Source organism: Nocardia sp. AB354, from assembly GCF_049538315.1.
Classification (GTDB): Bacteria; Actinomycetota; Actinomycetes; order Mycobacteriales; family Mycobacteriaceae; genus Nocardia; species Nocardia nova.
The window spans coordinates 50,322-74,926 of the sequence record NZ_JBMVFU010000009.1 but is presented as its reverse complement, the minus strand read 5'-3'; the positions used below and the strand labels follow the sequence as shown (position 1 = coordinate 74,926).

Annotated in this window: 21 protein-coding genes; 13 read left to right on the top strand and 8 right to left on the bottom strand. The window is 68.6% G+C overall.

What is annotated here, in order from left to right:
• Nucleotides 1-75 precede the first annotated feature (75 nt).
• Nucleotides 76-840, bottom strand: coding sequence for a DUF2127 domain-containing protein (locus ACPCUW_RS15145; RefSeq protein WP_423425464.1), 765 nt, complete (start codon nucleotides 838-840; stop codon nucleotides 76-78).
• A 58-nt stretch (nucleotides 841-898) separates the two neighbouring features.
• On the bottom strand, nucleotides 899-2,014 hold the full coding sequence (locus ACPCUW_RS15140; protein WP_245921732.1) for an XRE family transcriptional regulator: 1,116 nt from the start codon (nucleotides 2,012-2,014) through the stop codon (nucleotides 899-901).
• 311 nt (nucleotides 2,015-2,325) lie between these two features.
• Here ACPCUW_RS15140 and ACPCUW_RS15135 point away from each other — a divergent pair, with 311 nt between their 5' ends.
• Entirely contained in the window at nucleotides 2,326-2,631 is a 306-nt protein-coding gene (locus ACPCUW_RS15135; protein WP_062965122.1) for a hypothetical protein, read from the top strand.
• A 72-nt stretch (nucleotides 2,632-2,703) separates the two neighbouring features.
• On the opposite strand, the gene ACPCUW_RS15130 is transcribed toward ACPCUW_RS15135, so the two are convergent.
• Nucleotides 2,704-3,564, bottom strand: coding sequence for a PAC2 family protein (locus ACPCUW_RS15130; RefSeq protein WP_210743458.1), 861 nt, complete (start codon nucleotides 3,562-3,564; stop codon nucleotides 2,704-2,706).
• Nucleotides 3,565-3,726: 162 nt separating this feature from the next.
• On the opposite strand from ACPCUW_RS15130, the gene metH reads away from it, so the two are divergent.
• The 3 genes from metH (at nucleotide 3,727) to ACPCUW_RS15115 (ending at nucleotide 9,708) form a co-directional block, all read left to right on the top strand.
• Nucleotides 3,727-7,305, top strand: a complete 3,579-nt coding sequence (gene metH, locus ACPCUW_RS15125) for a methionine synthase (protein ID WP_423425462.1) — start codon at nucleotides 3,727-3,729, stop codon at nucleotides 7,303-7,305.
• 74 nt (nucleotides 7,306-7,379) lie between these two features.
• Complete coding sequence (locus tag ACPCUW_RS15120) at nucleotides 7,380-9,017, top strand: protein kinase domain-containing protein (RefSeq protein WP_423425460.1); 1,638 nt, start codon at nucleotides 7,380-7,382, stop codon at nucleotides 9,015-9,017.
• Between the two features lie 25 nt (nucleotides 9,018-9,042).
• Nucleotides 9,043-9,708, top strand: a complete 666-nt coding sequence (locus ACPCUW_RS15115; RefSeq protein ID WP_227462889.1) for an HAD family hydrolase — start codon at nucleotides 9,043-9,045, stop codon at nucleotides 9,706-9,708.
• Here ACPCUW_RS15115 and ACPCUW_RS15110 read toward each other — a convergent pair.
• Nucleotides 9,665-12,214, bottom strand: a complete 2,550-nt coding sequence (locus ACPCUW_RS15110; RefSeq protein ID WP_423425458.1) for an ATP-binding protein — start codon at nucleotides 12,212-12,214, stop codon at nucleotides 9,665-9,667. The genes ACPCUW_RS15115 and ACPCUW_RS15110 overlap by 44 nt on opposite strands.
• A gap of 170 nt (nucleotides 12,215-12,384) precedes the next feature.
• On the opposite strand from ACPCUW_RS15110, the gene ACPCUW_RS15105 reads away from it, so the two are divergent.
• The 6 genes from ACPCUW_RS15105 (at nucleotide 12,385) to hisG (ending at nucleotide 18,091) form a co-directional block, all read left to right on the top strand.
• Complete coding sequence (locus tag ACPCUW_RS15105) at nucleotides 12,385-13,338, top strand: HalD/BesD family halogenase (RefSeq protein WP_423425457.1); 954 nt, start codon at nucleotides 12,385-12,387, stop codon at nucleotides 13,336-13,338.
• Nucleotides 13,339-13,366: 28 nt separating this feature from the next.
• Nucleotides 13,367-14,176 carry a class I SAM-dependent methyltransferase gene (locus ACPCUW_RS15100; protein ID WP_197039966.1) on the top strand — a complete coding sequence of 270 codons (810 nt, stop codon included), beginning with the start codon at nucleotides 13,367-13,369 and terminating at the stop codon, nucleotides 14,174-14,176.
• Nucleotides 14,173-15,987 (top strand): choline/carnitine O-acyltransferase, encoded by a 1,815-nt coding sequence (locus ACPCUW_RS15095; protein WP_423425456.1) that lies wholly within the window; start codon nucleotides 14,173-14,175, stop codon nucleotides 15,985-15,987. Before ACPCUW_RS15100 ends, ACPCUW_RS15095 begins: the two co-directional genes overlap by 4 nt.
• A gap of 217 nt (nucleotides 15,988-16,204) precedes the next feature.
• Nucleotides 16,205-16,798, top strand: coding sequence for a GNAT family N-acetyltransferase (locus tag ACPCUW_RS15090; protein WP_423425454.1), 594 nt, complete (start codon nucleotides 16,205-16,207; stop codon nucleotides 16,796-16,798).
• A gap of 85 nt (nucleotides 16,799-16,883) precedes the next feature.
• Nucleotides 16,884-17,147, top strand: a complete 264-nt coding sequence (locus ACPCUW_RS15085; protein WP_030518144.1) for a phosphoribosyl-ATP diphosphatase — start codon at nucleotides 16,884-16,886, stop codon at nucleotides 17,145-17,147.
• 92 nt (nucleotides 17,148-17,239) lie between these two features.
• Nucleotides 17,240-18,091: an ATP phosphoribosyltransferase gene (gene hisG / locus ACPCUW_RS15080; protein ID WP_423425452.1), complete on the top strand. Its 852-nt coding sequence runs from the start codon at nucleotides 17,240-17,242 to the stop codon at nucleotides 18,089-18,091.
• Between the two features lie 22 nt (nucleotides 18,092-18,113).
• Here the strand turns inward: hisG and ACPCUW_RS15075 are convergent, their stop codons facing one another.
• Nucleotides 18,114-18,977, bottom strand: a complete 864-nt coding sequence (locus ACPCUW_RS15075) for a RecB family exonuclease (protein WP_063015435.1) — start codon at nucleotides 18,975-18,977, stop codon at nucleotides 18,114-18,116.
• Nucleotides 18,978-19,060: 83 nt separating this feature from the next.
• Here ACPCUW_RS15075 and ACPCUW_RS15070 point away from each other — a divergent pair, with 83 nt between their 5' ends.
• Nucleotides 19,061-19,894 carry a tRNA (adenine-N1)-methyltransferase gene (locus ACPCUW_RS15070; protein WP_064908774.1) on the top strand — a complete coding sequence of 278 codons (834 nt, stop codon included), beginning with the start codon at nucleotides 19,061-19,063 and terminating at the stop codon, nucleotides 19,892-19,894.
• A gap of 40 nt (nucleotides 19,895-19,934) precedes the next feature.
• On the opposite strand, the gene ACPCUW_RS15065 is transcribed toward ACPCUW_RS15070, so the two are convergent.
• Nucleotides 19,935-20,375 (bottom strand): hypothetical protein, encoded by a 441-nt coding sequence (locus tag ACPCUW_RS15065; protein WP_423425450.1) that lies wholly within the window; start codon nucleotides 20,373-20,375, stop codon nucleotides 19,935-19,937.
• A 348-nt stretch (nucleotides 20,376-20,723) separates the two neighbouring features.
• Between ACPCUW_RS15065 and arc the strand changes: the two genes are divergently transcribed.
• Nucleotides 20,724-22,484 (top strand): proteasome ATPase, encoded by a 1,761-nt coding sequence (gene arc / locus ACPCUW_RS15060; RefSeq protein ID WP_063015441.1) that lies wholly within the window; start codon nucleotides 20,724-20,726, stop codon nucleotides 22,482-22,484.
• 63 nt (nucleotides 22,485-22,547) lie between these two features.
• On the opposite strand, the gene ACPCUW_RS15055 is transcribed toward arc, so the two are convergent.
• Nucleotides 22,548-23,201 carry a peptidylprolyl isomerase gene (locus tag ACPCUW_RS15055; protein ID WP_036526032.1) on the bottom strand — a complete coding sequence of 218 codons (654 nt, stop codon included), beginning with the start codon at nucleotides 23,199-23,201 and terminating at the stop codon, nucleotides 22,548-22,550.
• Between the two features lie 198 nt (nucleotides 23,202-23,399).
• Between ACPCUW_RS15055 and ACPCUW_RS15050 the strand changes: the two genes are divergently transcribed.
• Complete coding sequence (locus ACPCUW_RS15050; protein ID WP_030518137.1) at nucleotides 23,400-24,080, top strand: TIGR00266 family protein; 681 nt, start codon at nucleotides 23,400-23,402, stop codon at nucleotides 24,078-24,080.
• Here the strand turns inward: ACPCUW_RS15050 and ACPCUW_RS15045 are convergent.
• Nucleotides 24,077-24,604, bottom strand: a complete 528-nt coding sequence (locus ACPCUW_RS15045; RefSeq protein ID WP_423425448.1) for an NUDIX hydrolase — start codon at nucleotides 24,602-24,604, stop codon at nucleotides 24,077-24,079. The genes ACPCUW_RS15050 and ACPCUW_RS15045 overlap by 4 nt on opposite strands.
• Between the last annotated feature and the right edge of the window lies 1 nt (nucleotide 24,605).

Here is a 24,605-nt window from a genome sequence, read left to right as displayed (position 1 = left end):
AGCGGACTCGGTCACCGGCACGAGCGTAATACCTGCCCATGCGCCGCGGCGGCGCACCCGGGCCTCGGCGTGCCGTCACCCCGCCTCGGTGGCGACCGCGGAGCGTTCCACGGTCAGCAGGCTCTCCTCACTGTGCTCGCGATGATAGGCGGCGCCACCGCCGTTGAGGCCGAACAACCGCTTCGACCACAGCAACCACAGCACCGCCGCGATGTTGATCAGCAGCGCGCCGGCGCGGAGGACGGTGATGCGCTCGGTGAGCTCGTAGATTTCGAGAGGCAGGAAGATCGAGGTGGCGATCACCGCGAAATACTCACCCCAGCGCTGCACGTACCACAGTCCCACGGCCTCCACGAATTCGATGACCGCATAAGCCAGCAACCCCACCGCGATCCAGGTGAGCACAGTCGGCGAGAGCGTCCAGCCCTTCTCGATGAACGCCACGATCTTGGAATTGTCGGGATTCCAGCCGATCTGGTCGGCGAGCGGACGGATCAGCGGCAGCTCCCGGTTGAACGCGGCGTGCAGCTGTTCCTGCGAATTGCGCACCTTGAACACCCCGGCGGCCAGCACCACGAACACCAGTCCGCGCAGCACGCGTTCGGTGGCCAGCAGCCGCATGATCAGCCGGTCGCGCAGCAGCCGCCCGCGGGGCACCTCGGGCGCCGCGTCGGCGGGGCCGCGCCCGCGCGGCTCGCCGATCACGAAGTTCCCGCAGCGCAGACACCGCCAGGCCTCGCCGGCGGCCGTCGAAACATGCAGGCGCGCAGCCAGTTCCGCTTCGTCGGGGGCGTAGGTGGCGTGCCCGTGCCACGAGCAGCTGCGCAGACTGAAGTCCATTCGTCGCAGCGTACAACCCCGGCGGCATCGTGCAATTCAGCGGCGCAGGCGAATCCGCTCAGCTCATCGACAGGACCCGCAGCTGCTCGAGATAGGTGCGAGTGCGGGGATCGGACGGATAGCGCTCGATCATCTCCCGCGCCGCCTCGCCCGCGATCCACAGCAGTGAGGGCAGCGAGCGGCGCTTGCCCTCGAACGCGCGCATCGCCTCGTCGACCGCGAGCTCCAGATCGCGATCGCGGACCGCTACGACGGCCAGGGTCAGCTGTGCCTCGGATACGCGCATCGGCTGACGGACCGAACCGTCGAGGCCCGTGGCGCTGCGGATCACCTGGCGGGCATAGGCTTCCGCGGGGCGGTTGTCACCGGCGACCCGGCAGCAATCCATGGCGTAGAAGTCGAACTTCTGCGCGTCGACCACGAAGTGGTTGTCCAGATTTGCCGGATTGTCCAATTGCCGCAAGATATCTCGGCCCCGCTCGAGGGCGCGTTCCATCGCCTCGCGATCGCCGATGCGGGCCCACGCTTTGGCCTGCTGCGCGGCCAGCTGCACGCCGACGCCCATGCCGCGGCAGTTGTCCAGGGCGGACTCGGCCACCTCGATCGCACCGCGGTAGTTGCCCTGCGTGATGGCGAACCAGGCCGCCATTTCCGCACCCCAGCCGACGATTTCGGGATGGTCGGCCTCCTGTCCCAGGGACAGGGCCGCGCGGCGGGTCGCCTCCGCGGCGGTGCGCCGGCCCAGGTCGTAGTCCACACATCCGACCAGCAACGCCACCCAACCGGCGAGGACCAGCACCTCGCGATGCTGAGCCAGGGTCAGCCGTCCGTCCAGCAGGGAGGTGATGCGCCGCAGCCACGCGGTGCCCTCGGTGTGCAGTTCGTGCGGGTCGGCGAAGGGATATTCGCAGCACAGCCGCTCGGCTGTGATGCGAATGGCATCCAGTGTGGCCGAAGAGATGTCGGACATCCGTAGCCGGCCGATGAACTCGAGCGTGTCCATTCCCGTTGACGACAAAAGTTCGTCGTCCCGATTCGGGCGCGCCTTGGGGAAAAACGCCGCGGTGACGGTGTCGAACGCCGCCGCGATGATCGGCGCGTAGAAATCGTCCGGGCGCGACTCGCCCGATTCCCAACGGCGCCAATTGCGTAGGAGGGTACTGTCTGTCGGCAAGTTGTGGGATGACTTCGCACGCATCGCACGGACGGCATCCGCTTGGGACCACCCCCGGGCGTCGCGTTCGGAGCGCATCCTGACAGCCCAGACGGGTCGATCGTCACTCACGGCCACGTCTGTAGTATCCCACCAGTTAACGCGAGTTGGACCCAATAGGGCACGCGGTTGTCCGTCATTGACATCTGCAATTGCATTTGCCGATGACGGATGCTCGATTCGGGCGGTTTTCCCGTCCGCAGAAGGTGATCCACTAGCAGGTGATCCACAACAGAACAGCGAGTCCCTTACACATCCAAACGGAGGTTCGGGTGGAAGCGTTGATCTATGGATACGTGCGTGACGATTTGGCCGACGGTCACGCCGCCGAGCTGGAGGATGCGATGTGCACCCTGGCCAGCGAAGTCGGCCTCTGCTTCGCCGCGACGTTCCATGAATCGACCCAGGGTGACGGCACCGCGTTCGCCGAACTCACGGCCGAGCTCAAGCGGGCCGAGGCACACCATGTGGTGGTTCCGTCCCTCGATCATCTTGCGGGCCAGACCATTCCGCGCGACGTGCTGATCGCGAAACTGGCTCACGACGCGGAGGCCCAGGTGCTGACCATCGAGACCTGACCGCGCGCGGCTGTCGCCGGACACGCGTCCGCGGGACCCGTCCGCCGGCCGAGTGTCCGGCGCCGCCACCGGCTACAAGCCGAATCCGCCCTTGCCGCCGCCTCGCCGGCGCAGATACTTCTCGAATTCCGCGGCGATCGCATCGCCATCGATCTTGGCCATCGCGTCGTCGAGGTCGACCGCGGCGTCGCCGCGCTCCTCCAGCGACCGCACGTATTCGGTGACCTCCTCGTCACCTTCGGTCATCTCGTCGACCGCGGACTCCCAGTCCTCGGCCTGCGCGGGCAACTCGCCCAGCGGCACCTCGATATCGAGCACGTCCTCGACCCGGCGCAGCAGCGCGATGGTCGCCTTCGGATTCGGCGGCTGGGAGACGTAGTGGGGAACCGCCGCCCAGAACGAGATGGCCGGCACGCCCGCTCGCACACACGCGTCCTGCAGCACGCCGGTGATGCCGGTCGGGCCCTCGTAGCGAGTTTGTTCCAGGCTGAACTGTTCGGCCGCTTCCTTGCTGTAGGCGGTGCCAGTGACCGGGACCGGCCGGGTGTGCGGCGTGTCCGCGAGCAGTGCTCCCAGAATCACCACCGTCGTGACCTGCAGTTGCTCGATCAGTTCGATGATGTCGGAGCAGAACGCTCGCCAGCGCATATTCGGCTCGATGCCGTGCAGCAACACGATGTCGCGCTCACTACCAGGAGGTGAGCACACCGACAGGGTGGTCGAGGGCCACTGGATCTCGCGGGTCACGCCGTCGACCTGGCGCACGGTCGGCCGGTTGACCTGGTAATCGTAGTAGTCTTCGGAATCCAGTTCGGCCAGCGGTTCGGCGTCCCAGATCAGTTCCAGATGTTCGACGGCGCCGCTGGCGGCGTCGGCCGCGTCGTTCCAGCCTTCGAAGGCGGCGACGAGAACCGGATCACGCAACGTCGGCATTGCCGGATCGGATGAGGCACTGGGGTTCACCCGGTCAGCCTACGGCGTGGCGGCGGTGTCGTTCACCGCATATTGCGGGATACCGCGTGTCGGGAGCGATGTGGCACGGGCCGCCCGGTCCGGTGGTCAGGATTGTCGGGGCCGCCCACTACTCTGGGGTACATGTCTGTGTCCTCCCGCGCCGAGTTCGATACCACGTTGCTCGACACGCTTGCCCGGCGTGTCGTGATCGGCGACGGTGCGATGGGCACGATGTTGCAGGCCGCGGATCTGACGCTCGACGACTTCCGTGGCCTCGAAGGATGCAACGAGATCCTGAACGAGACCCGCCCCGACGTGCTGCGCGGCATTCACCGCGCCTACTACGAGGCCGGCGCCGACGCGGTCGAGACCAACACCTTCGGCTGCAACCTGCCGAACCTGGCCGACTACGACATCGCCGACCGGATCCGCGATCTGTCCGAACGCGGCACCCGGCTCGCCCGCGAGGTCGCCGACGAGATGGGCCCGTCCGCCGACGGCACGCCCCGCTACGTCCTGGGGTCGATGGGCCCCGGCACCAAACTGCCCACCCTGGGCCACGCCCCCTTCGTCGCGCTGCGCGACGCCTACGCCGAGTCCGCGCTCGGCATGCTCGAGGGCGGCGCGGATGCCATCCTGATCGAGACCTGCCAGGACCTGCTGCAGGTGAAGGCCGCGGTCACCGGTAGCCGCCGGGCCATGGAACGGGCCGGGCGGCGCATTCCGATCATCACCCACGTCACGGTCGAGACCACCGGAACCATGCTGGTCGGCAGTGAGATCGGTGCGGCGCTGACCGCGATCGAGCCGCTCGGCGTCGACATGATCGGTCTCAATTGCGCCACCGGCCCGGACGAGATGAGCGAACATCTGCGCCATCTGTCCAAGCACGCCCAGCTGCCGGTGTCGGTGATGCCGAACGCGGGCCTGCCGGTGCTGGGGGCCAACGGCGCCGAATATCCGCTCACCCCGGGCGAATTGGCGAGCGCGCTGCACGGCTTCGTCACCGAATTCGGCCTCGCGCTGGTGGGTGGCTGCTGCGGCACCACCCCGCAGCACATCCGCGAGGTCGCCGACGCGGTCGCGAATGTCGCTCCCGCCGAACGCAATCCGGCTCACGAGCCGAGCGTGTCCTCGATGTACACCTCGGTGCCGTTCGAACAGGACGCCTCGATCATGATGATCGGCGAGCGCACCAACGCCAACGGCTCCAAGGCATTCCGCGACGCGATGCTGGCCGGTGACTGGCAGAAATGCCTCGACATCGCCAAGGACCAGACCCGCGACGGCGCGCACATGCTGGACCTGTGTGTCGACTACGTCGGCCGCGACGGCAGCGTCGACATGGCCGAGCTGGCGGGCCGGCTGGCCACCGCCTCGACGCTGCCGATCATGCTCGACTCCACCGAGCCGCCGGTGCTGCAGGCCGGTCTGGAACATCTGGGCGGGCGGTGCGCGGTCAACTCGGTGAACTACGAGGACGGCGCCGGGCCGGATTCGCGCTTCCAGCAGATCATGCGCCTGGTGGCCGAGCACGGCGCCGCCGTGGTGGCGCTGACCATCGACGAGGAGGGCCAGGCTCGCACGGCGGAGAAGAAGGTCGAGATCGCCGAGCGCCTGATCGCCGACATCACCGGCAATTGGGGGCTGGCCGAGAGCGACATCATCGTCGACTGCCTGACCTTCACCCTCGGCACCGGCCAGGAGGAGTCGCGGCGCGACGGCCTGGAGACCATCGAGGGCATCCGCGAACTCAAGCGCCGCCACCCGCAGGTGCAGACCACCCTCGGCCTGTCGAACATCTCCTTCGGCCTCAACCCGGCCGCGCGGCAGGTGCTGAACTCGGTGTTCATGCACGAATGTGTCGAGGCCGGACTGGATTCCGCGATCGTGCACGCCTCGAAGATCCTGCCGATGAGCCGGATCCCGGAGGATCAGCGCACCGCGGCGCTGGATCTGATCTACGACCGCCGCCGCGAGGGCTACGACCCGCTGCAGACGCTGATGGCGATGTTCGAGGGCGTGTCGGCCGCCTCGGCCAAGGCCTCCCGCGCCGACGAACTGGCCGCGTTGCCGCTGTTCGAACGCCTGGAGCGGCGCATCGTCGACGGCGACCGCAACGGGCTGGAACAGGATCTGGACGCGGCCATGCAGGAGGTGCCGCCGCTGCAGATCATCAACGAAACGCTGCTGTCGGGGATGAAGACCGTCGGTGAGCTCTTCGGCTCCGGTCAGATGCAGCTGCCGTTCGTGCTGCAGTCCGCCGAGGTGATGAAGGCCGCCGTGGCGCACCTGGAACCGCATATGGAGGCCACCGACGACTCCGGCAAGGGCCGCATCGTGCTGGCCACGGTCAAGGGCGACGTGCACGACATCGGCAAGAACCTGGTCGACATCATCCTGTCGAACAACGGCTACGAGGTCGTCAATCTCGGTATCAAACAACCGATTTCGGCGATCCTGGACGCGGCGACCGACAAGAAGGCCGATGTGATCGGCATGTCCGGTCTGCTGGTCAAGTCGACGGTGGTGATGAAGGAGAACCTCGAGGAGATGAACACCCGCGGGGTCGCCGACCAGTTCCCGGTGCTGCTGGGCGGCGCCGCGCTGACCCGCGCCTACGTCGAGAACGATCTGACCGACGTCTACGCCGGCGATGTGCACTATGCCCGCGACGCGTTCGAGGGCCTGCGCCTGATGGACGACATCATGACCCGCAAGCGTGGCGGCGCGGGCGATTCGGACAGTCCCGACGCCGAGGCCGAACGCGCCAAGGCCGCCGAACGCAAGGCCCGCCACGAGCGGTCCAAGCGCATCGCGGCGGAACGGCGCGCCAAGGAGGTGCCCGTCGAGGTGCCCGAACGCTCGGACGTGGCCGCCGATCTGCCGGTGCCGGTGCCGCCGTTCTGGGGCACGCGGGTGATCAAAGGTCTTGCGGTGGGCGAATACTCGGGCCTGCTGGACGAGCGCGCGCTGTTCCTGGGGCAGTGGGGTCTGCGCGGGCAGCGTGGCGGCGAGGGGCCGAGCTACGAGGAACTGGTCGAATCCGACGGCCGTCCGCGGCTGCGGTACTGGCTGGACCGGTTGTCCACCGAGGGCGTGCTGCAGCATGCGGCAGTGGTCTACGGCTACTTCCCGGCCGTATCCGAAGGGGACGATGTGATCGTTCTCACCGAGCCGGACCCCGCTGCGCCGCAACGCTATCGGTTCACCTTCCCGCGTCAGCAGCGCGACCGGTTCCTGTGCATCGCCGACTTCGTGCGCTCGCGGAAGCTGGCCGTGGAGCGCGGACAGGTCGACGTGCTGCCGTTCCAGCTGGTCACCATGGGCCAGCCGATCGCCGATTTCGCCAACGAGCTGTTCGCGGCGAACAACTATCGCGACTACCTCGAGGTGCACGGCATCGGCGTGCAGCTCACCGAGGCGCTGGCCGAGTACTGGCACCGCCGGATTCGCGAAGAGCTTGTGCTGGAAGGACATTCGGTCGCCGACGAGGACCCCGCCGAGGTGACGGATTACTTCAAACTCGGCTACCGTGGCGCACGCTACTCCTTCGGTTACGGGGCCTGCCCCGAACTCGAGGATCGCGCGAAACTGGTGTCGCTGCTCGAGGCGGACCGGATCGGCGTGTCGCTGTCGGAGGAGTTGCAGCTGCATCCGGAACAGTCCACCGATGCCTTCGTCCTGCTGCATCCGGAAGCAAAATACTTCAACGCGTAGGATTTTGGCGTTTCCGGGCGTCACGCAGAGTGGCAAGGCGGCTCGGCGTGTGAGCGCAGGAGGGGTTGGACACCATGAGTTCAGATCGGCTGATCGCCGGGCGGTACCGACTGGCCGATCCCATCGGCAGTGGAGCCATGGGGGTCGTGTGGCGCGCCAGTGACGTCCGGCTGCGGCGCACCGTCGCGGTCAAACAGCTGTTGCTGGCGCCCGGGCTGACCAAGGCACAGGCGCTCGAGGCGAAGATGCGCGCGATGCGGGAGGGACGCATCGCGGCGCGGTTGCACCATCAGAACGCGGTCACCGTCTTCGACGTCGCGGAGGAGGACGGCCAGCCCTGGCTGGTGATGGAATACGTCGACGCGCAGAGCCTCGCGGCATTGATGCGCGACAAGGGGCCGCTCGAGCCGCGCGAGGTGGCCCGGATCGGGGCGAAGGTCGCCGCGGCGCTGGCCGCCGCGCACGACGCCGGCATCGTGCACCGGGACGTGAAGCCCGCGAACATCCTCGTCGCCGAGAACGGGACGGTGAAGATCACCGACTTCGGGATCTCGCGGGCCGTCGGCGACGTCACGGTCACCTCGACCGGCTTCCTGGCCGGGACTCCGGCGTATCTGTCGCCGGAGATCGCGCGCGGTGAGGATCCGGAGCCGGCGTCGGACGTGTTCGCGCTGGGGTCGACGCTGTATGCGGCCGTCGAGGGCGCGCCGCCGTTCGGTGAGGGCGACAACCCGCTGGCGGTGCTGCATTCGGTGGTCAGTGCCAAGGTGCCCGAGCCCAAGCGCGCCGAATCGCTGGGCCCGGTGCTGATGAGCCTGCTGGCCGCCGACGGCGCCGACCGGCCGACCATGCGGGAGGCGCAGCAGGCGCTCGAGGCCGTCGCCGACGGCCGATCGGCGGCGTTGGTCCCCGCGGCCACCAAGGTGCTGCCGCAACCGGGCGCCGACGCCGCGGCGACCACGGTGCTGTCGGCTCCCGAGAAGACAGCACCCGCGCCCACCCCCGCGGGTGCCGGATCTACGGCGAAAACGCCCGCGCCGCAACCGAAACCGGGCCCGCTGCGCGATCGGCGGATCTGGGCGGTCGCCGCTGCCGCCGTTCTCGTCATCGCGGTGATCATCGGTTTGGTGGCGACGTCCGGGTCCGACGACAACCACACCGCGGCGGGGGACGGCACCACCTCGGCGCCGGGGCAACCCTCGGCGACCGCCTTCGCGCCGCCCGGCGCCGCGACCCCGGACGCGCCCGGTGGATCCTCATCCAACGGTGCGGGGGGTAGCGCGTCGCTCGGCAGCCCCGTGCCCAGCGGCCAGGTCCCGCCCGGCCCGGCGCCGAGCGCCGCCCCGGCGCCCGGCGCGAGCGCCACCCGGCCGGCCCCGCCCGGAACCAGCGCTCCCTACGGCCCCGCCCAGCCGGCCGATATCGCGAGCTTCATCTCCGGCTACTACGGCATGCTGCCCGGTAACACCAGCGGCGCGTGGGCCGAGCTGGCACCGTCGTACCAGTCCCAGACCGGCGGCTACGCGCAGTACTCGAATTTCTGGTCGACGGTGTCGTCGGTGCGGGTCGGCGGGGTGACCCAGAGCGGTCCCGGGCGGGCGGTCGCGACGCTCACCTATACGCTGAAGAACGGGACCGTCACCTCCGAGAGCCGCTGGTTCACGGTGGATACGGCCACCGGCCGGATGCTCATCACCGCGTCGGGAACCTGATGCGGAATCGGAAGGAGAGCTCCGGGTGACTGTGGCCGCCGTGCTGTGGGATATGGACGGCACCCTGCTGGATTCGGAGAAGCTCTGGGATATCGGCGTGCGCGAGCTCGCCGAGGAGCTCGGCGGCCGGATGACCGACGCCATCCGGCACGCGCTGATCGGCGCCGACGCCCGCAACGCGCTGCGGATCCTGTTCGACGGCCTGGGCCTGGAGCTCGACCCGGCGGCGATGCTGGCGGCGGGCCAGTGGCTGGAGCGCCGGGTCACCGAACTGATGGCCGGGCCCATCCCGTGGCGGCCCGGTGCCCAGGACGCACTGGCTACGCTGCGGACTGCGGGCCTGCCGGCCGCACTGGTGACCAACACCAAGCGGTCGATCACCGAGCTGTGCTTGGAAACGCTGGGCCGTCACATGTTCGACGTCTCGGTCTGCGGCGACGAGGTCGACAGCGGCAAACCCGCGCCCGATCCCTATCTCCGCGCCGCGCGGTTGCTCGGTGTCGCCCCGGAAGAGTGTGTGGCCGTGGAGGATTCGCCGACGGGCTCGGCCGCCGCACTGGCCGCCGGATGCCGGGTGCTGGTGGTGCCGTGTGAGATCGCGGTCCCGGCGCGTCCCGGACTCGAATTCCGCGAATCCCTGGTAGGCCTCACCGTCGACGAGCTTGCCCTGGTTCACGCCGGCGTCCGCTGACCCGCGCCACCGAGTTCGCCGGTGCGGGCACGGCGCGGAGTCGGCGCGGCCTCGGTGCGTGGTCGGCGCCGCCGCGGCGCTCGGGTGGCACCAGCGGTGCGATTTCGGCGCGCGACGCGACGGCCAGCTTCCGCAGGACGGCGGCTATCTGGGCGTCCACCGTTCGCGCCGAACTACCCCGCCGGTCCGCAATGGCGCTGTTGGTGTACCCGGCCGCCGCGAGCGCGGCGACCTCCTGCTCGGCCGGGGTCAGCAGATCCCATTCCGGTGCGTGCGGTGCGACCGCGAACTCGTCCGGCACGGCGATGTCACAGGCGAGCCGGCTGATCTGCCGCAGTGTCGTGCATACCTCGGTTCCCTCGTGATAGGCCGCGTCGAAGGTGTGCGCACCCACGAGCCGCCGGATTCCGTCCGCCGCGTGGTCGGTCTCCGCCACGAAGGGCCGCAGCTGCGCGATGTCGACGCCGAGCCTGCGGCGCAGCGCCGCGGCGGCGCCGAGCAGCCGCGCGATCTCCACGGCCGTCGTATGTGGTGCGGCCGCCGGCGGCGCGGCGAGAGTCAGCCGCGCCAGTGCCCACGCCCGCGCGTGGACGGACCACACCACACCCCAGGTGTCGCGTGTCGCGACCTGGCGCGCCAGGGTGGCGCGCCCGGCCGCGGCGGCCCGCCGCGCGTCGCCGTGCAGGGTGTCGGCGATGATCCGCGCGATCTCGGCCCACGACTTCGCCCAGTCCGCGCCCGAATCCGACACCGCCTCGAGGTGGCGGGCGGTCACGGCGAGGGCCTGCTCGGAGGTGCCGAGGAAGGCGGCGGCGAGTGCCTCGAACAGCGCGCTGATCGCCACATGCCCGTAATCCGCTGCGGCGGTGAATTTTTCGCGGGCGCGCGCCAGCAGCACCAGCGCGCGCACATCCTGGTCGACGAGCATCAGCCGGCAGCCGAGGGTGAAGGCCACCGGCGCCGGGAGCGCAATGTCGGCGGTGGGATCGGCGGCCACTCGGGCCCGTGCCGCCGGGTCGGACACCGCGGCCGTCACACAGCGATCGAGTAACGCCTCGGCCTCGTCGGGCAGGCCCTGGCACAGGCAGATCCAGGCGATCGTCGCCATCGCCCGGATCCGCAGCGGCTCGGGCGCCGAGGTGGCGGCGGCCAGCGTCTTCTCGGCGCGGCGCCGTGATTCGCGCAACGAACCCCGGAAGAAGGGGACGTGCAACGCGATCATTCCCAACGCGATCTCCAGCCCGGCCACCGCGTCGTCGGGCGAGTCCAGGCTGCGATCGATGGCGACCAGCAGGTTGTCCCACGACGCCCGCGCCCACTGTGGCAATCGGCCGTCGCCGTCGTCGGTGCTCGTGATGCGGTCGCGGTAGTAGCGGCGGTGCCGGTCCGCGAGCCGCCGCGGCTCGCGCGGATCCCGTTCGGCCAGGCGCTCCCGGGCGAACAGCCGCAGACTCTCCAGCAGCGAATAGCGCACCTCGCGGGCGCTCACATGCACGGTGACCAGCGATTGGTCGGCCAGCCGTTCCAGCAGCTCCTCGATGTCGGTGGCGGCCGGCTCCGCCGCGGCGTCGGGTTCGGCGCACACGGCCACGATCGCGTCGAGGTCGGCTCCCGCCTCGAGACTCGCATCGTCCTCGGCGTCGGCCGGATTGACGTCGTAACCGGGCGCGAAGACCGACATCCGCTCGAACAGCAGCCGTTCCCGCGCGTCACACAGTTCGAACGACCACGCGATCACGTCGGTGATACCGCGATGCCGGGCGTCCACGCCGATCACAGTGGCGGGCGGCCAGTGCAGACGGGTGTCGCCCGCGCGGCCGTCGAGATCGCGCAGAATCATGGCCGGTGGACGCCGCCGCAACCGCGCCGCGGCGAGGCGGATGTGCAGCGGGTAGTGGTGCAGATGCCGGCAGATGGATGCCACCGTCTCGGCGGTGTCCGGGCTCAGCACGGTACCGGTCAGCGCCGCGCGCCGGCGGAACAACTCCACGGCTTGGCGCTGGGTCAACGGTGGGAGCGGTAGGAGCTGCTCGTCTATCCAGCCGATGGGGCGGCGGCTGGTGGCCAGTACCGTCAGGCCCGGCACCGTCTCGATCAGTTCGGCGATCACCTGACCGGCGCCCTCGGTGACGTGCTCGCAATTGTCCATGACCAGCACCGGGGGCGTGGCGCCGGCATCGAGGGTTTCGATCAGCGCCGGCCACGGTGCCCGCCCGGAGAAGTCGTGGTCGGCGACCGCGCGGACCACCTCGTCGGCGACTCCGGCCGCGTCGGTGCCCGCCGTCAGCCGGGCCAGGCGCACCCAGTGCACGCGCCCCTCGCCGGTCCGGGGCAACCGGTGCACGGCCTCGGTGACCAGGCGCGTCTTGCCCAGACCACCCGCGCCGATCACCGTGATCAGCCGCGCGGGCCCGGAGAGCAGGGTCGCCAGCCGTTCCAGTTCCGGTTCGCGGCCGATGAATTCGTCGGAGGTGGTCGGCACGGTGCCCACCCGCAGTGGCGCCATCTCGCGACCCTACCGTCCGTGCGCGGCGGCCGGACCGGCAGCGGCGCGCCGCGCGACGTTGTGGTGGCGAATATCGCTGGCGCACATGGTTACTCGAGGGTTTGTGAGGTTTCTCAATGATATCCGGGAATCTGCTGTGCATTGGCGCCCGGCAGGTCACAATGATCTTCATGGCGGCGACAGGGGGTTGTGGCAACGTGGGTGTACCGAGCCGGGACGGCGAAACAGCTGGGGCAGAAGGTAGTTCGGAACGGTTCGACGCGGCGGCCCGTCCGGCCCTCGCTGCCGTCGTCGATACCGAGCGCTATCCGCTCGACGCACCCGGCAGCGCCCGGTGGGACGAGGTGGTGCGCCGAGCGCGCGACGACCTCGCCGCCGTCGGCTGCACCGTCCTGCCCGGATTCGTGCGCCCCGATCTGCTGGCCACGCTGCGCGACGAGGGCGCCGAACTCGCCCCGCACGCCTATTACACGGTCGAGAAGGTCAACGCGTACAACATTCCGCTCGACAGCGACCTGCCTCCCGACCATCCGGCCACGATCGTGCTCGAGCGTGGAAACGCCTTCGTCGCGCGGGATCTCATTCCGCCCACCGCGGTGATCCAGGTGCTCTACACGAGCGCGGCGTTCCAGCGATTGGTCGCCGAATGCTTCGGGTTGCCACAGCTGCACGAATACACCGATCCGCTGGCGGGATTGTGTCTCAACGTGGTTGCGCCCGGCATGTCGCATCCGTGGCATTTCGACACCAACGAATTCACGGTCTCGATGCTGACGCAGGAACCGGACGCGGGCGGTGTCTTCGAATACTGCCCGCGCATCCGGACGCCGGAAGCGGAGAATCCGGCCGATGTGCGGGCCGTGCTCACCGGAGCGGGCGACTCCTTCATCCGGCGGCTCACGCTGCGCCCCGGCGATCTGCAACTGTTCCAAGGCCGTTTCTCCCTGCACCGGGTCTCGCCGGTGGAGGGCACCACGCAGCGCCACAGCGCGATCTTCGCCTACAGCGACCGCCCGGGCATCGTGGGCGCGGTCGAACGCACCCGGCAGCTGTTCGGGCGGGTTCTTCCGGACCATCTGGCCGCGGCGGGCAATGCCGTACGCGGTGACCGACTTCTCGACTGATCACCCGTTCGACTCAGGAGGATCGCCCGTGACGGTTTCGATGCACAGCACCGGAAAAGCTTCGTTCGACGACATCTACGACCGCCCCGATCCGAGCGCCTACTGCCGCCGGATGGCCGAATTGGACTACTGCATACCGGAATTGGCCAAACCCGCCTTCCTGGAACTGTTCGCCGACTACGAGGCGCGCACCGGCACCGTGCCGACCGTCCTGGACCTGGGGTGCTCCTACGGGGTGAACGCGGCGCTGCTGCGTTTCGGGACCACCGTGGCCGATCTGGCCGAGCACTACGGTGATGCCGATACCGCCACCTGTATCGCCCGCGACCGCGCCCGCCTGGTCGCCGACGACCGGCTGCCCCAGATCCGCTTCATCGGTATGGACGCCTCCGCGCCGGCGTTGGACTACGCGGCGGCCACCGGACTGCTGCACGAGACCGTCCACGCCGATCTGGAGGCGGGCGATCCCACCGAGGCACAGCGCAAGATCATCGGCTCGGCCGATCTGGTGATCTCCACGGGCTGCGTCGGTTACGTCACCGGCCGCACCCTCACACGGGTGGCTCGCGCGCACGGCACCCGGCTACCGTGGATGGCACACTTCGTGCTGCGGATGTATGCCTTCGAACCGATCGCGCGCGAACTCGCCGCCCTGGGGTACCGGACCGAGCGCCGTCCCGGCACCTTCCGGCAGCGCCGTTTCGCCTCCGCCGCCGAACAGCAACAGGTATTGAATACGCTGACCGCCAACGGAATAGATCCGACCGGCTACGAATCCGACGGCTGGCTGCACGCCGAACTCTACATATCCACACCGACCCCCGAGGACCGCCCGTGACCGACCGTACCTTCGCCTTCGACGATCAGCTGCCGCGCGTGCCGCTGCCCACGCTCGACGACAGCTGCGCGCGTTTCCTGCAGTGGTCGCGGCCGCTGCTGTCGGAGGACGAATACGCCGATACCGAGCGCGCCGTGGCCGATCTGCTGCGCGCCGACGGTCCGGCCCGGATCCTGCACGCCGATCTGGAGCGGTTCGACCGCACCCCCGGTGTGGGCAGCTGGCTCGACGAGTTCTGGCCCTCGCGCTATCTGGGCCGTCGCGACCGGATCGCGGTCAACGCCAACTTCTTCTTCCTGTTCCGCAACGACACGCCACTGGCGCAGTCCACCTCGGACCAGCAGGCCGATCGCGCCGCCGCGCTGATCACCGCCGCGGTGAACTACAAACTGCTGCTCGATCGGGAGGAGATCCCGCCGGTCGTGCAACGCGGAGCGCACTTTTCGATGGCGCAGAACAAATTCCTGTTCTCCGAGACCAGGATTCCCGGCGATCCGCAGGACAGCGTGCGCGTGCCCTACAGCGATGAATGGCCGGGCCCGTCGCAGGCGCGCCACATCGTGGTCTTCCACCACGGCGCCATGTTCCGGATGGAGGTCATCGGCGCCGGCGGGGCGCCGCATGCCCCGGAGGACCTCGCCGACGGTCTGCGGGCCGTGCTCAAGGCGGCGCCCGATCAGCTGCCCGTCGACTCCTCGGCCGGACATCTCACCACCATGGCGCGGGCCGAATGGGCCGGCGTGCGGGGCCGTCTGCTGGAAGATCCGGTGAACGCGGCGGCGCTGGAGGCGATCGAAACCGCACTGTTCTGCGTCTGCCTCGACGATGTGACCCCGGCCGATCAACGCGCGGCCAGTGACCAGCTGCTGCACGGCGACAGCGGTAACCGGTGGTTCGACAAGGCGGTCTCGCTGATCGTCTTCGCCGACGGCAGCGCCGGTATCAACGTCGAACACTGCGGACTCGACGGCACCACCATCCTGTCGTTCGTCGACCGGCTGCTCGAGGCTCCGGCCGCCGAGCATGCCGCGCAGTCGGGGGCGCAGCCCCAGGGGCTGCCCTCGGTGGAGCCGATCGAATTCCGGCTCGACGATCGGTTGCGTGGTGAGATCTCCTCGGCCGCAGCGGCATTCGCGCAGTTCGTCGCCGACAACGCGACGACCACGGTGTCGTTCGACCACTTCGGCACGGCCCGCGCCAAGGAGCTCGGCATCTCGCCGGACGCCTTCGCGCAGTTGAGCTATCAGCTCGCCCATCAGCGCAGCAAGGGAATGATCGGGGCCACCTACGAATCGATCGCGACCCGGCAGTATCGCAACGGACGCACCGAGGCCATGCGCGTGGTGACCCCGCAGATCCTGGAATTCGTTGCCGCCATGGACGATTCGTCGGCCGATGCGGCGACGAAGCTGGCCGCCGCCCGCGCGGCCGCGACCGCCCATGTGGAGCGCGCCAAGCAATGCCAGCGCGGCGAGGCGCCGGAACAGCATCTCTGGGAGCTGCAGTGGGTGCAGCGCCGGCGAGGCGCCGAACTGGGCGCTACGGAGCCGATGCCCTTCTTCGACAGCCCGGGCTGGATCATCACCCGCGACGACTATCTGAGTACGAGCTCGGCGCCTTCGGCGAATATCGAATACTTCGGTTTCGGCTGCACCAGCCAGAAGTGCATCGGCATCGCCTACGTCCTGCTGCCGGATCGCTGGAACATCTACCTCGCGACGCCGAAATCGGTTGCGGAGCAGATGTATCGGTTCGCCGACGAACTGCGGACCGCGGTGTCGGAACTGGAGGAATTGCTCGCCTCCGCCTGATCGGGGACTACACCCGAGCCGCCCGCCACTCGAACCGGGTGACAGGCGGCTCGGGTGCCGGTCGTATCGGGGAATGGTCGCGGCACATTGCTGTCGCGCGAGACTGTCTCGGTCACAACGGGTTTCGGTCCACAGGTGCCGTCACCGGAGCGCAGGCTCCGTGCGGAGCGGTTTCGATCCGTGGTGGGCATGCACCCGGATTGCTAGCCTCGTTCCCGTGGTCGACTCGGTGATGCCGCGGTTCGCCTGGCGTCAGGTGACACCGGCGGATTTCGCGCTGCTCGGGCATTGGCTGGCGCAACCGCATGTGCGGCGGTGGTGGCATCACGACTTCGACGCCGCATCCGTCGAACGTGATTTCGGGCCGACCGCGCGCGGGGAGGTGGCCGCCGAAGATCTGCTCGTCAGTGCCGACGGCGAACCCGTCGGGCTGGTGCAGCGTATTCGCTGGGCGGACTGGCCCGAGTATGTGGAGCAGGTGCGGCCGATACTCGACGTGCCCGGCGAGGCCGTGTCACTGGACTACCTGATCGGCGAGCCGGGGCGGGTCGGCCGCGGCCTGGGTTCGGCGATGCTGCGCGCGGTCGTCGCGGCGAGCTGGGCCGACTATCCGCGCGCCGACTGCATCGTCATTCCCGTCGCCGCCGCGAACCGGGCGTCCTGGCGGGCGCTGGAGAAGGCCGGTCTGCACCGGGTCGCGGAAGGGGAGCTGCCGCCGGACAACCCGATCGACGACGGATGGCATTACATCTATCGCGTCGACCGCCCGCTCGAGGCGCCGGCAGCACCGCCGCCGGGTGCCGGACGGTGATCGCGCGCACACCGGCGGCAACCGCGGCGCCCCCGCCGATAACCGATTGCGGGACATATGCGGTCGTCTGAAAGAATGGCGTCCCGTGAAGACTTTCGAAACCCTGTTCGCCGAGCTGCAGGATCGTGCGGCCAACCGTCCGGAAGGTTCCGCAACCGTGGCGGCATTGGACGCCGGGGTCCACGCGCAGGGCAAGAAGGTGATCGAAGAGGCCGGTGAGGTGTGGATCGCCGCCGAACACGAGACCGACGAACAGCTGGCCGAAGAGATCTCCCAGCTCCTGTACTGGGTGCAGGTGCTGATGGTGGGCCGCGGTCTGCGGCTCGAGGACGTGTACCGACATCTGTGACGGGTGAGACCCGGGCCGCCACGGCTACCGGGCGAAACGGTTCGACCGCTCCCTGACACCTTTGTCCGCCACCCGTCCCGAAAGGACACCCCATGCTTCGCGTCGCAGTCCCCAACAAAGGCGCTCTCTCCGAATCGGCCGTGGAAATTCTCACCGAGGCCGGTTACCGCAAGCGCAGCGATTCGCGCGACCTGTCGGTGATCGACAACGCCAACCAGGTCGAATTCTTCTTCCTCCGCCCGAAGGACATCGCCATCTACGTCGGGTCGGGACGCCTCGACCTCGGCATCACCGGCCGCGATCTGGCCCTGGATTCCGGCGCCCCGGTGCAGGAACGCCTCGGCCTGGGTTTCGGCCGCTCCACCTTCCGCTACGCAGCCCCCGCCGGACGGGAATGGAAGGTCGAAGACCTCTACGACAAGCGGATCGCCACCAGCTACCCGAATCTGGTGCTGCGGGATCTGCAGCGCCGGGGGATCGAGGCCGAGGTGATCCGCCTCGACGGCGCGGTGGAGATCTCCATCCAGCTCGGGGTCGCCGACGCTATCGCGGACGTGGTCGGCTCCGGGCGCACCCTGCGTCAGCACGATCTGGTCGCCTTCGGCGATTCGCTGTGTGATTCGGAGGCCGTGCTGATCGAGGCCGCCGGCTCCGACCACAGCGACAAGGCCCGCAACCAGCTCATCGCGCGGGTGCAGGGTGTGGTCTTCGCCCAGCAGTACCTGATGCTCGATTACGACTGCCCCAAGGATCTGCTCGACCGGGCCGCCGCGATCACGCCTGGTCTGGAGTCGCCGACCGTCTCGCCGCTGACCGATCCCGACTGGGTCGCCGTGCGCGCGCTGGTGCCGCGTAATCAGGGCAACGACGTGATGGATCAGCTCGCCGAACTCGGCGCCAAGGCGATTCTGGCTACCGATATTCGTTCCTGCCGCGCCTTCTGACCTCGCTCGACGGCGCCCGCGGTCATGGATGCGGCACCGTCGCGGCAGCGTCGTCCGGCCAGCCCGGATACGGCGGTGGGGTACCGCCGTAGGCCGGGCACAGCGGGCGGTACTCGCAGAATTTGCAGCCCCACCCCGGCCGCGGCGGGAAATCTCCCTCGCGGCCGGCGGTGGTGATCGCCGCCCACAGCGCCGACACGATGCGCTCGAACCGGACGAGTTCGTCCGCGTCCGGCGCATAGGTCAGGATCTGCCCGTCGCGCAGATACAGCAGCCGCAGCTGGGCCGGGGCCACGCCCCGGGTGCGGTACATGATCAGCGCGTAGAACTTCAGCTGGAACAGCGCCTTCTGCTCGGCATCCGGTGCGGGAACGCGCCCGGTCTTGTAGTCGACGACCCGCAACCGGCCGTCCGGCGCGATATCGATGCGGTCGACATATCCGCGCAGCGGCGAGCCGTCCGCCAGCCGGACCTCCACCAGCGATTCACAGGATTCCGGGTCGAATCCGGTGGGGTTCTCGAGGTGATAGTAGTCGCGGACCAGGCGGCTCACCTCGTCGAGAAACGGTGGGAGACCGCCCTGTTCGAGCACCACCTCGATCTCGGGGCGATCTGCCAGCAAACGCTGCCAGGCCGGTTTCACCAGCGCCGCGGCCCGCTCCGGAACGCGTTCACCACTGGGTAGCCCGTACAGCGATTCCAGCACCGCGTGCACCACCGTTCCGCGTACGGCGTCGCGTCCGGGTGTTTCCGGAATGCGGTCGATCGCGCGTAATCGGTATTTGAGCGGACATTGTTTGAAATCGATTGCCCGCGAGGGCGACAACGCCGGCCCGCGGGAAACGGCCGGTAATTCGGGCGGGGTCGCCGTCGGTGGTGCGGACATACCTGGCAGGCTATCGGCGGGTACCGACACATTCCGCGGCGCGATACCGCCGCCGGAAATGACGCGCAGGAGAACGGAGATTCATGACGGCCAGACGGACCGGCCCATTCACCACGGGGGACCGGGTGCAGCTGACCGATGCCAAGGGCAGGCAACACACCGTCGTCCTGGAGCCGGGCAAGGAGTTCCACACCCACAAGGGACCGATCCGCCACGACGAGCTGATCGGCGCCGACGAGGGCTCTGTGGTCCAATCCGCCAACGGCACACCGTATCTCGCGCTGCGGCCGCTGCTGGTCGACTACGTGCTCTCGATGCCGCGCGGTGCGGCGGTGATCTATCCCAAGGACGCCGCTCAGATCGTGCACGAGGGTGATGTGTTCCCCGGTGCGCGGGTGCTCGAGGCCGGCGCCGGATCGGGCGCGCTGACCTGTTCGCTGCTGCGCGCGGTCGGGCCGAACGGCAGTGTGCGCTCCTACGAGATCCGCGAGGACCATGCCGAGCACGCCGTCCGCAATGTCGAGCGATTCTTCGGCGAACGCCCGGACAACTGGACGCTGACCCTGGGCGACGTCGCCGACTACGACGGTGAGCAGGTCGACCGGGTGGTGCTGGACATGCTCAAACCGTGGGACGCGCTCCCCGCGGTCTCGCGCGCGCTGATCCCCGGCGGGGTCCTGATCGTCTACGTCGCCACCGTCACGCAGCTGTCGGAAATCGTGGAGGCGCTGCGTCAGCAACAGTGCTGGACCGAGCCGCGGTCCTGGGAGTCGCTGGTGCGGCCGTGGCATGTGGTCGGCCTGGCGGTGCGTCCCGAGCATCGCATGCAGGGGCATACGGCCTTCCTGGTGAGCGCCCGGCGCCTCGCCGACGGTGTGGTGGCGCCCAAGCCGCAGCGGCGGCCCTCCAAGGGCTGAGCGAGCGGGTGAGGCCTTCCTCTCTCGGGCTGTGCGGCGCTCAGGGCTGGCAGGGCGCCATACCCATGGCCAGGATCTGGCAGGCGGAGGCGTCGGACAGCTGCCAGCCGGCCGCCGAGTGCTGCCAGGTCATCGGCATCGGGCCGGCCGGGCCGTGCGGTGAGGTGATGGTGACCTGGCCGGTGGCCTGATCGCCCTCGGTCTTGATGTCGGCGACGGTGAAGGTGATGGTGCCGTAGTTGGCCAGGCCCTTGGTCATGGTGTCGATGTTGGCGGCTCGTTTATCCCCTCCAGCCACCAGCTTCTCCTTCTCGGCGGTCGGCTTGGCCGGATCCACGAAGCCGTTGAGGGTGGCCTGCAGTTCCTCCGCCGTGGGGGCGGGCGCGGCGGCGGCGCTCGTGGCGGCGGCCGCCGCCGAGGTGGCCGTCGTGGTGCCCGTCGGCGTGGAGTCCTGGGAATTGTCGGACCCGCATGCTGTCATAGCGGTAACGGCCAGCGCGGTAAAGGCGGTAGCCGTGGCAAGGCGGAACCCGGCAAGATGCATCCAGGAGCGACGCACACCGGAAACACCGGCGGTCCGCGTGGCGTTGCTCCCGGTGCGGGTACTGCCACCGAAGGGAGTAGCGCTGTGGCGGGTAGGAAGGAGCATCGACTAGACCTTTCGGTTCGGTCCGGCGAAATCGCTCGCCGAATGCAGGTTAGGGCAGGCTAACATGGTTGCCCGGGCTGGTACCGCAGCTGAGATGTGATCACGACGAAACCATGTCGGAAAGCGAGAACGGTTCGCGCCCGGTAGCGTTGATAGACCGGGACTGGGAGGAGCAGCATCATGAGCCCCATCGAGAATTCGGATTCGGCGGCCTGGAGAGAACTCGAGGTGGTACGCGCCGAGGCGGCTGCACTCCGTAGGCAACTCGCCGACTCGCCGGATCGTTCAAGGGAATTGGAAGCTCGTATCGATTCGCTGACGATTCGCAACACCAAACTGATGGACACCCTCAAGGAGGCCCGTCAGCAGTTGGTGGCGCTGCGTGAGGAGGTCGACCGGCTGGGCCAGCCGCCCAGCGGCTACGGCGTGCTGATCGGTGTGTACGAGGACCAGACGGTCGACGTGTTCACTTCCGGACGCAAGATGCGCCTGACGTGCTCGCCGAACATCGACACCTCCGAGTTGCACTACGGACAGACCGTGCGTCTGAACGAGGCGCTCACGGTGGTCGAGGCCGGCACCTTCGACCGGACCGGTGAGATCGGCACCCTGCGCGAGGTCCTCGACGACGGCCGCCGCGCCCTGGTCGTGGGCCACGCCGACGAGGAACGCGTGGTCTGGCTGTCGGGCCCGCTGTCGGCGCTGGTCGACGCGGACGACGTCGAAGATCCCAACGCGCCCGTGCGGCGGCTGCGGCCGGGTGACTCGCTGCTGGTCGACACCAAGGCCGGATTCGCGTTCGAGCGCATTCCCAAGGCCGAGGTCGAGGATCTGGTGCTCGAAGAGGTGCCCGATGTCGGTTACGAGGACATCGGTGGCCTGGGCCGCCAGATCGAGCAGATCCGCGACGCGGTGGAGCTGCCGTTCCTGCACAAGGATCTGTTCCGCGAATACGCGCTGCGCCCGCCCAAGGGTGTGCTGCTCTACGGTCCGCCGGGCTGTGGTAAGACGCTGATCGCCAAGGCGGTCGCCAACTCGCTGGCGAAGAAGATCGCCGAGGCGCGCGGTGAGGACGCCAAGGAGGCCAAGTCCTTCTTCCTCAACATCAAGGGTCCCGAGCTGCTGAACAAGTTCGTGGGCGAGACCGAGCGCCACATCCGGATCATCTTCCAGCGGGCTCGTGAGAAGGCCTCCGAAGGCACCCCGGTGATCGTATTCTTCGACGAGATGGACTCGATCTTCCGCACTCGTGGTTCGGGTGTGTCCTCGGATGTGGAGACCACGGTCGTGCCGCAGCTGCTGTCGGAGATCGACGGCGTGGAGGGCCTGGAGAACGTCATCGTGATCGGCGCGTCCAACCGCGAGGACATGATCGACCCCGCGATCCTGCGGCCCGGCCGTCTGGACGTCAAGATCAAGATCGAGCGTCCGGATGCCGAAGCGGCACAGGACATCTTCTCCAAGTACCTCACCGAGGAACTGCCGCTGCACGCCGACGACATCGCCGAATTCGCCGGCGATCGCTCCAAGTGCGTCAAGGCGATGATCGAGCGGGTCGTGGACCGGATGTACGCCGAGAGCGAGGACAACCGCTTCCTCGAGGTCACCTACGCCAACGGTGACAAGGAGGTCCTGTACTTCAAGGACTTCAACTCCGGCGCCATGATCCAGAACATCGTGGACCGTTCCAAGAAGTACGCGATCAAATCGGTGCTCGAGACCGGCAATCCCGGTCTGCGCATCCAGCACCTGTTCGATTCGATAGTCGACGAGTTCTCCGAGAACGAGGACCTGCCCAACACCACCAATCCGGATGACTGGGCACGTATTTCGGGTAAGAAGGGCGAACGGATCGTCTACATCCGGACGCTGGTTACCGGTAAGAACGCTTCGGCGAGCCGGGCGATCGATACCGAATCCAATACGGGTCAGTACCTCTAGGAGTACCGCACACACACGAAGGCCGCGCTCGCATCGCGAGCGCGGCCTTCGCCGTATCCGGTGTCAGCGCCGGGCAGTGGCCACCGAGTCGAGCACAATATCGGTGGCCGGTGCGCCGTCGCCGGATCCGTCCTTCACGCCACCCGCGGCGATGTTCTGCAACACGTCCATACCGCCGGTGATCCGGCCGAAGGGGGTGTAGCTGGGCGGCAGTTTGCTGTCGGAGTAGACCAGGAAGAACTGGCTTCCGTTGGTGTTCGGTCCGGAGTTGGCCATGGCGACCGTTCCCGCCGGGTAGGTCGCCCCGGCCAGGTTCTCGTCGCCGAACCGGTAGCCGGGACCGCCGGTGCCGGTTCCGGTCGGGTCACCGCACTGCAGCACGAAGATGCCCTCGGTGGTCAGGCGGTGGCAGCGGGTGTGGTCGAAGTACTGCTCGCCGGCGAGGAAGGCGAACGAGTTGACCGTATGCGTGGCCCGCGCGGCGTCGAGGGCGACGGTGATCGTTCCGCAGTTGGTTTCCAGCGTCGCCGTGTATCCGGCGTTGGGGTCGATGGTCACCGCGGGTTCGGCCGGCCACTGCTTGCCGTTGGGCTGGGCGTCGCCGGGGGTCATGCAGCCGGGTGCCTGGGTGTGCAGTGGCAGCGGGGCAGCCACGGCAGGGGTGCCGCCGGCCAGCAGTGCGATCGCCGCACCCGCCGCCGCCAGGCCGCTGCGCACCGGCAATCTGCGCGATCTGCGGTCGCGTCGGGCGGAGTGGTCGAGATCGGACTGCGAGTGTGGGACATCGATATGCACCGGGGCGGGCCTCCGAGATTCGTCTCGTGATGGGTTCGGTCGCCCGGCATCATCGCATGCCCGACCGCCGGGTGCGGGTGAATGGGACATCCCGGCCCCGGCGCTGCTAACGTCGCGGCCATGCAGGTGGTGTTGCGGCATAATCCGTCGTCCACGGTGGCACGGTGTTTTCTCGCCGGCGGGGAGCCGCTGCGTGCGGAAACCGGTGCGATGGTGGCTCATTCGGCCGGGGTGAGCCTGGCCGCGAAGGCCGAGGGCGGATTTCTGGCGGGGCTGAAGCGTTCCGTGCTGGCCGGTGAGTCGTTCTTCGTGTCCACGTTCACCGCGCCGCCCCAGGGCGGCTGGGTCGATGTGGCGCCGGCGCTGCCCGGGGACATGCTGGCGCTGCCGATCGCGCCCGATCGCCCGTACTTCATCAGCCGCGGCGGCTGGATCGCCAATTCCCATGGCGTGCAAGTGGAAGCGAAATGGGGCGGTTTCGCGAACATGTTCGGCGGTGAGGGCGGATTCGGCCTGCGTGCCCAGGGGCAGGGCGAGGTCGTGCTCGGCGTCTTCGGCGCGATCGACGTGATCGATCTGCAGCCGGGGGAGTCGGTGACCATCGACTGCGGCCATGTGGTGGCTTACGACCTGGCGTTGAAATTCGGTATCCGCCGGGCGGTTTCGGGTCGTTCGCTGCAGTCGATCACTTCCGGCGAAGGTCTGGTGTTCGACTTCACCGGTCCGGGCCGGGTGCTGCTGCAGACCCGCAACCCCGGCGCGTTCGCGGCCTGGGCCGGCGCGGTCACCTCGTCCGGCTAGGTCCGATTGCGCGGATGCAGCAGTTCGTCGATCAGGACCCGGGTGTCGGGGACGAACGGCCAGCCGGGATCGCTCAGGTGCTCCCACAACTGCGTGTCGGTCCACCACCAGCCCGCGGCGATCTCCTCGGCCTGGACGGTGATCGGCCCGTCGGAGCGAATCTCGTAGGCGAACAGGTGGCACCGCATCGGGCGGCCCGCCCAGCTGCCGTCCCAGGACACCCGGGCCAGCGCCCGCGGTTCGTCCGGCGCGGCAACGATTCCCAACTCCTCGCCCAGCTCGCGCGCCGCCGCGGCGGCGGGATCCTCGCCGGGGGCCAGCACACCGCCGGCCAGGCAGTCGTGCATTCCGGCGAACACCATCTTCGTATCGGTACGCCGATGGACGTAGATGCGCCGCCCGTCGAGCGATCGCACCAGCACGCCGGCACTGGCATGCCACAATCCTTCGGCATACACCTCGGCGCGTTCGGCACTGCCGGTCTCGTTGCCGCGGCCGTCGTAGACGGCGATCACCTCACCCATT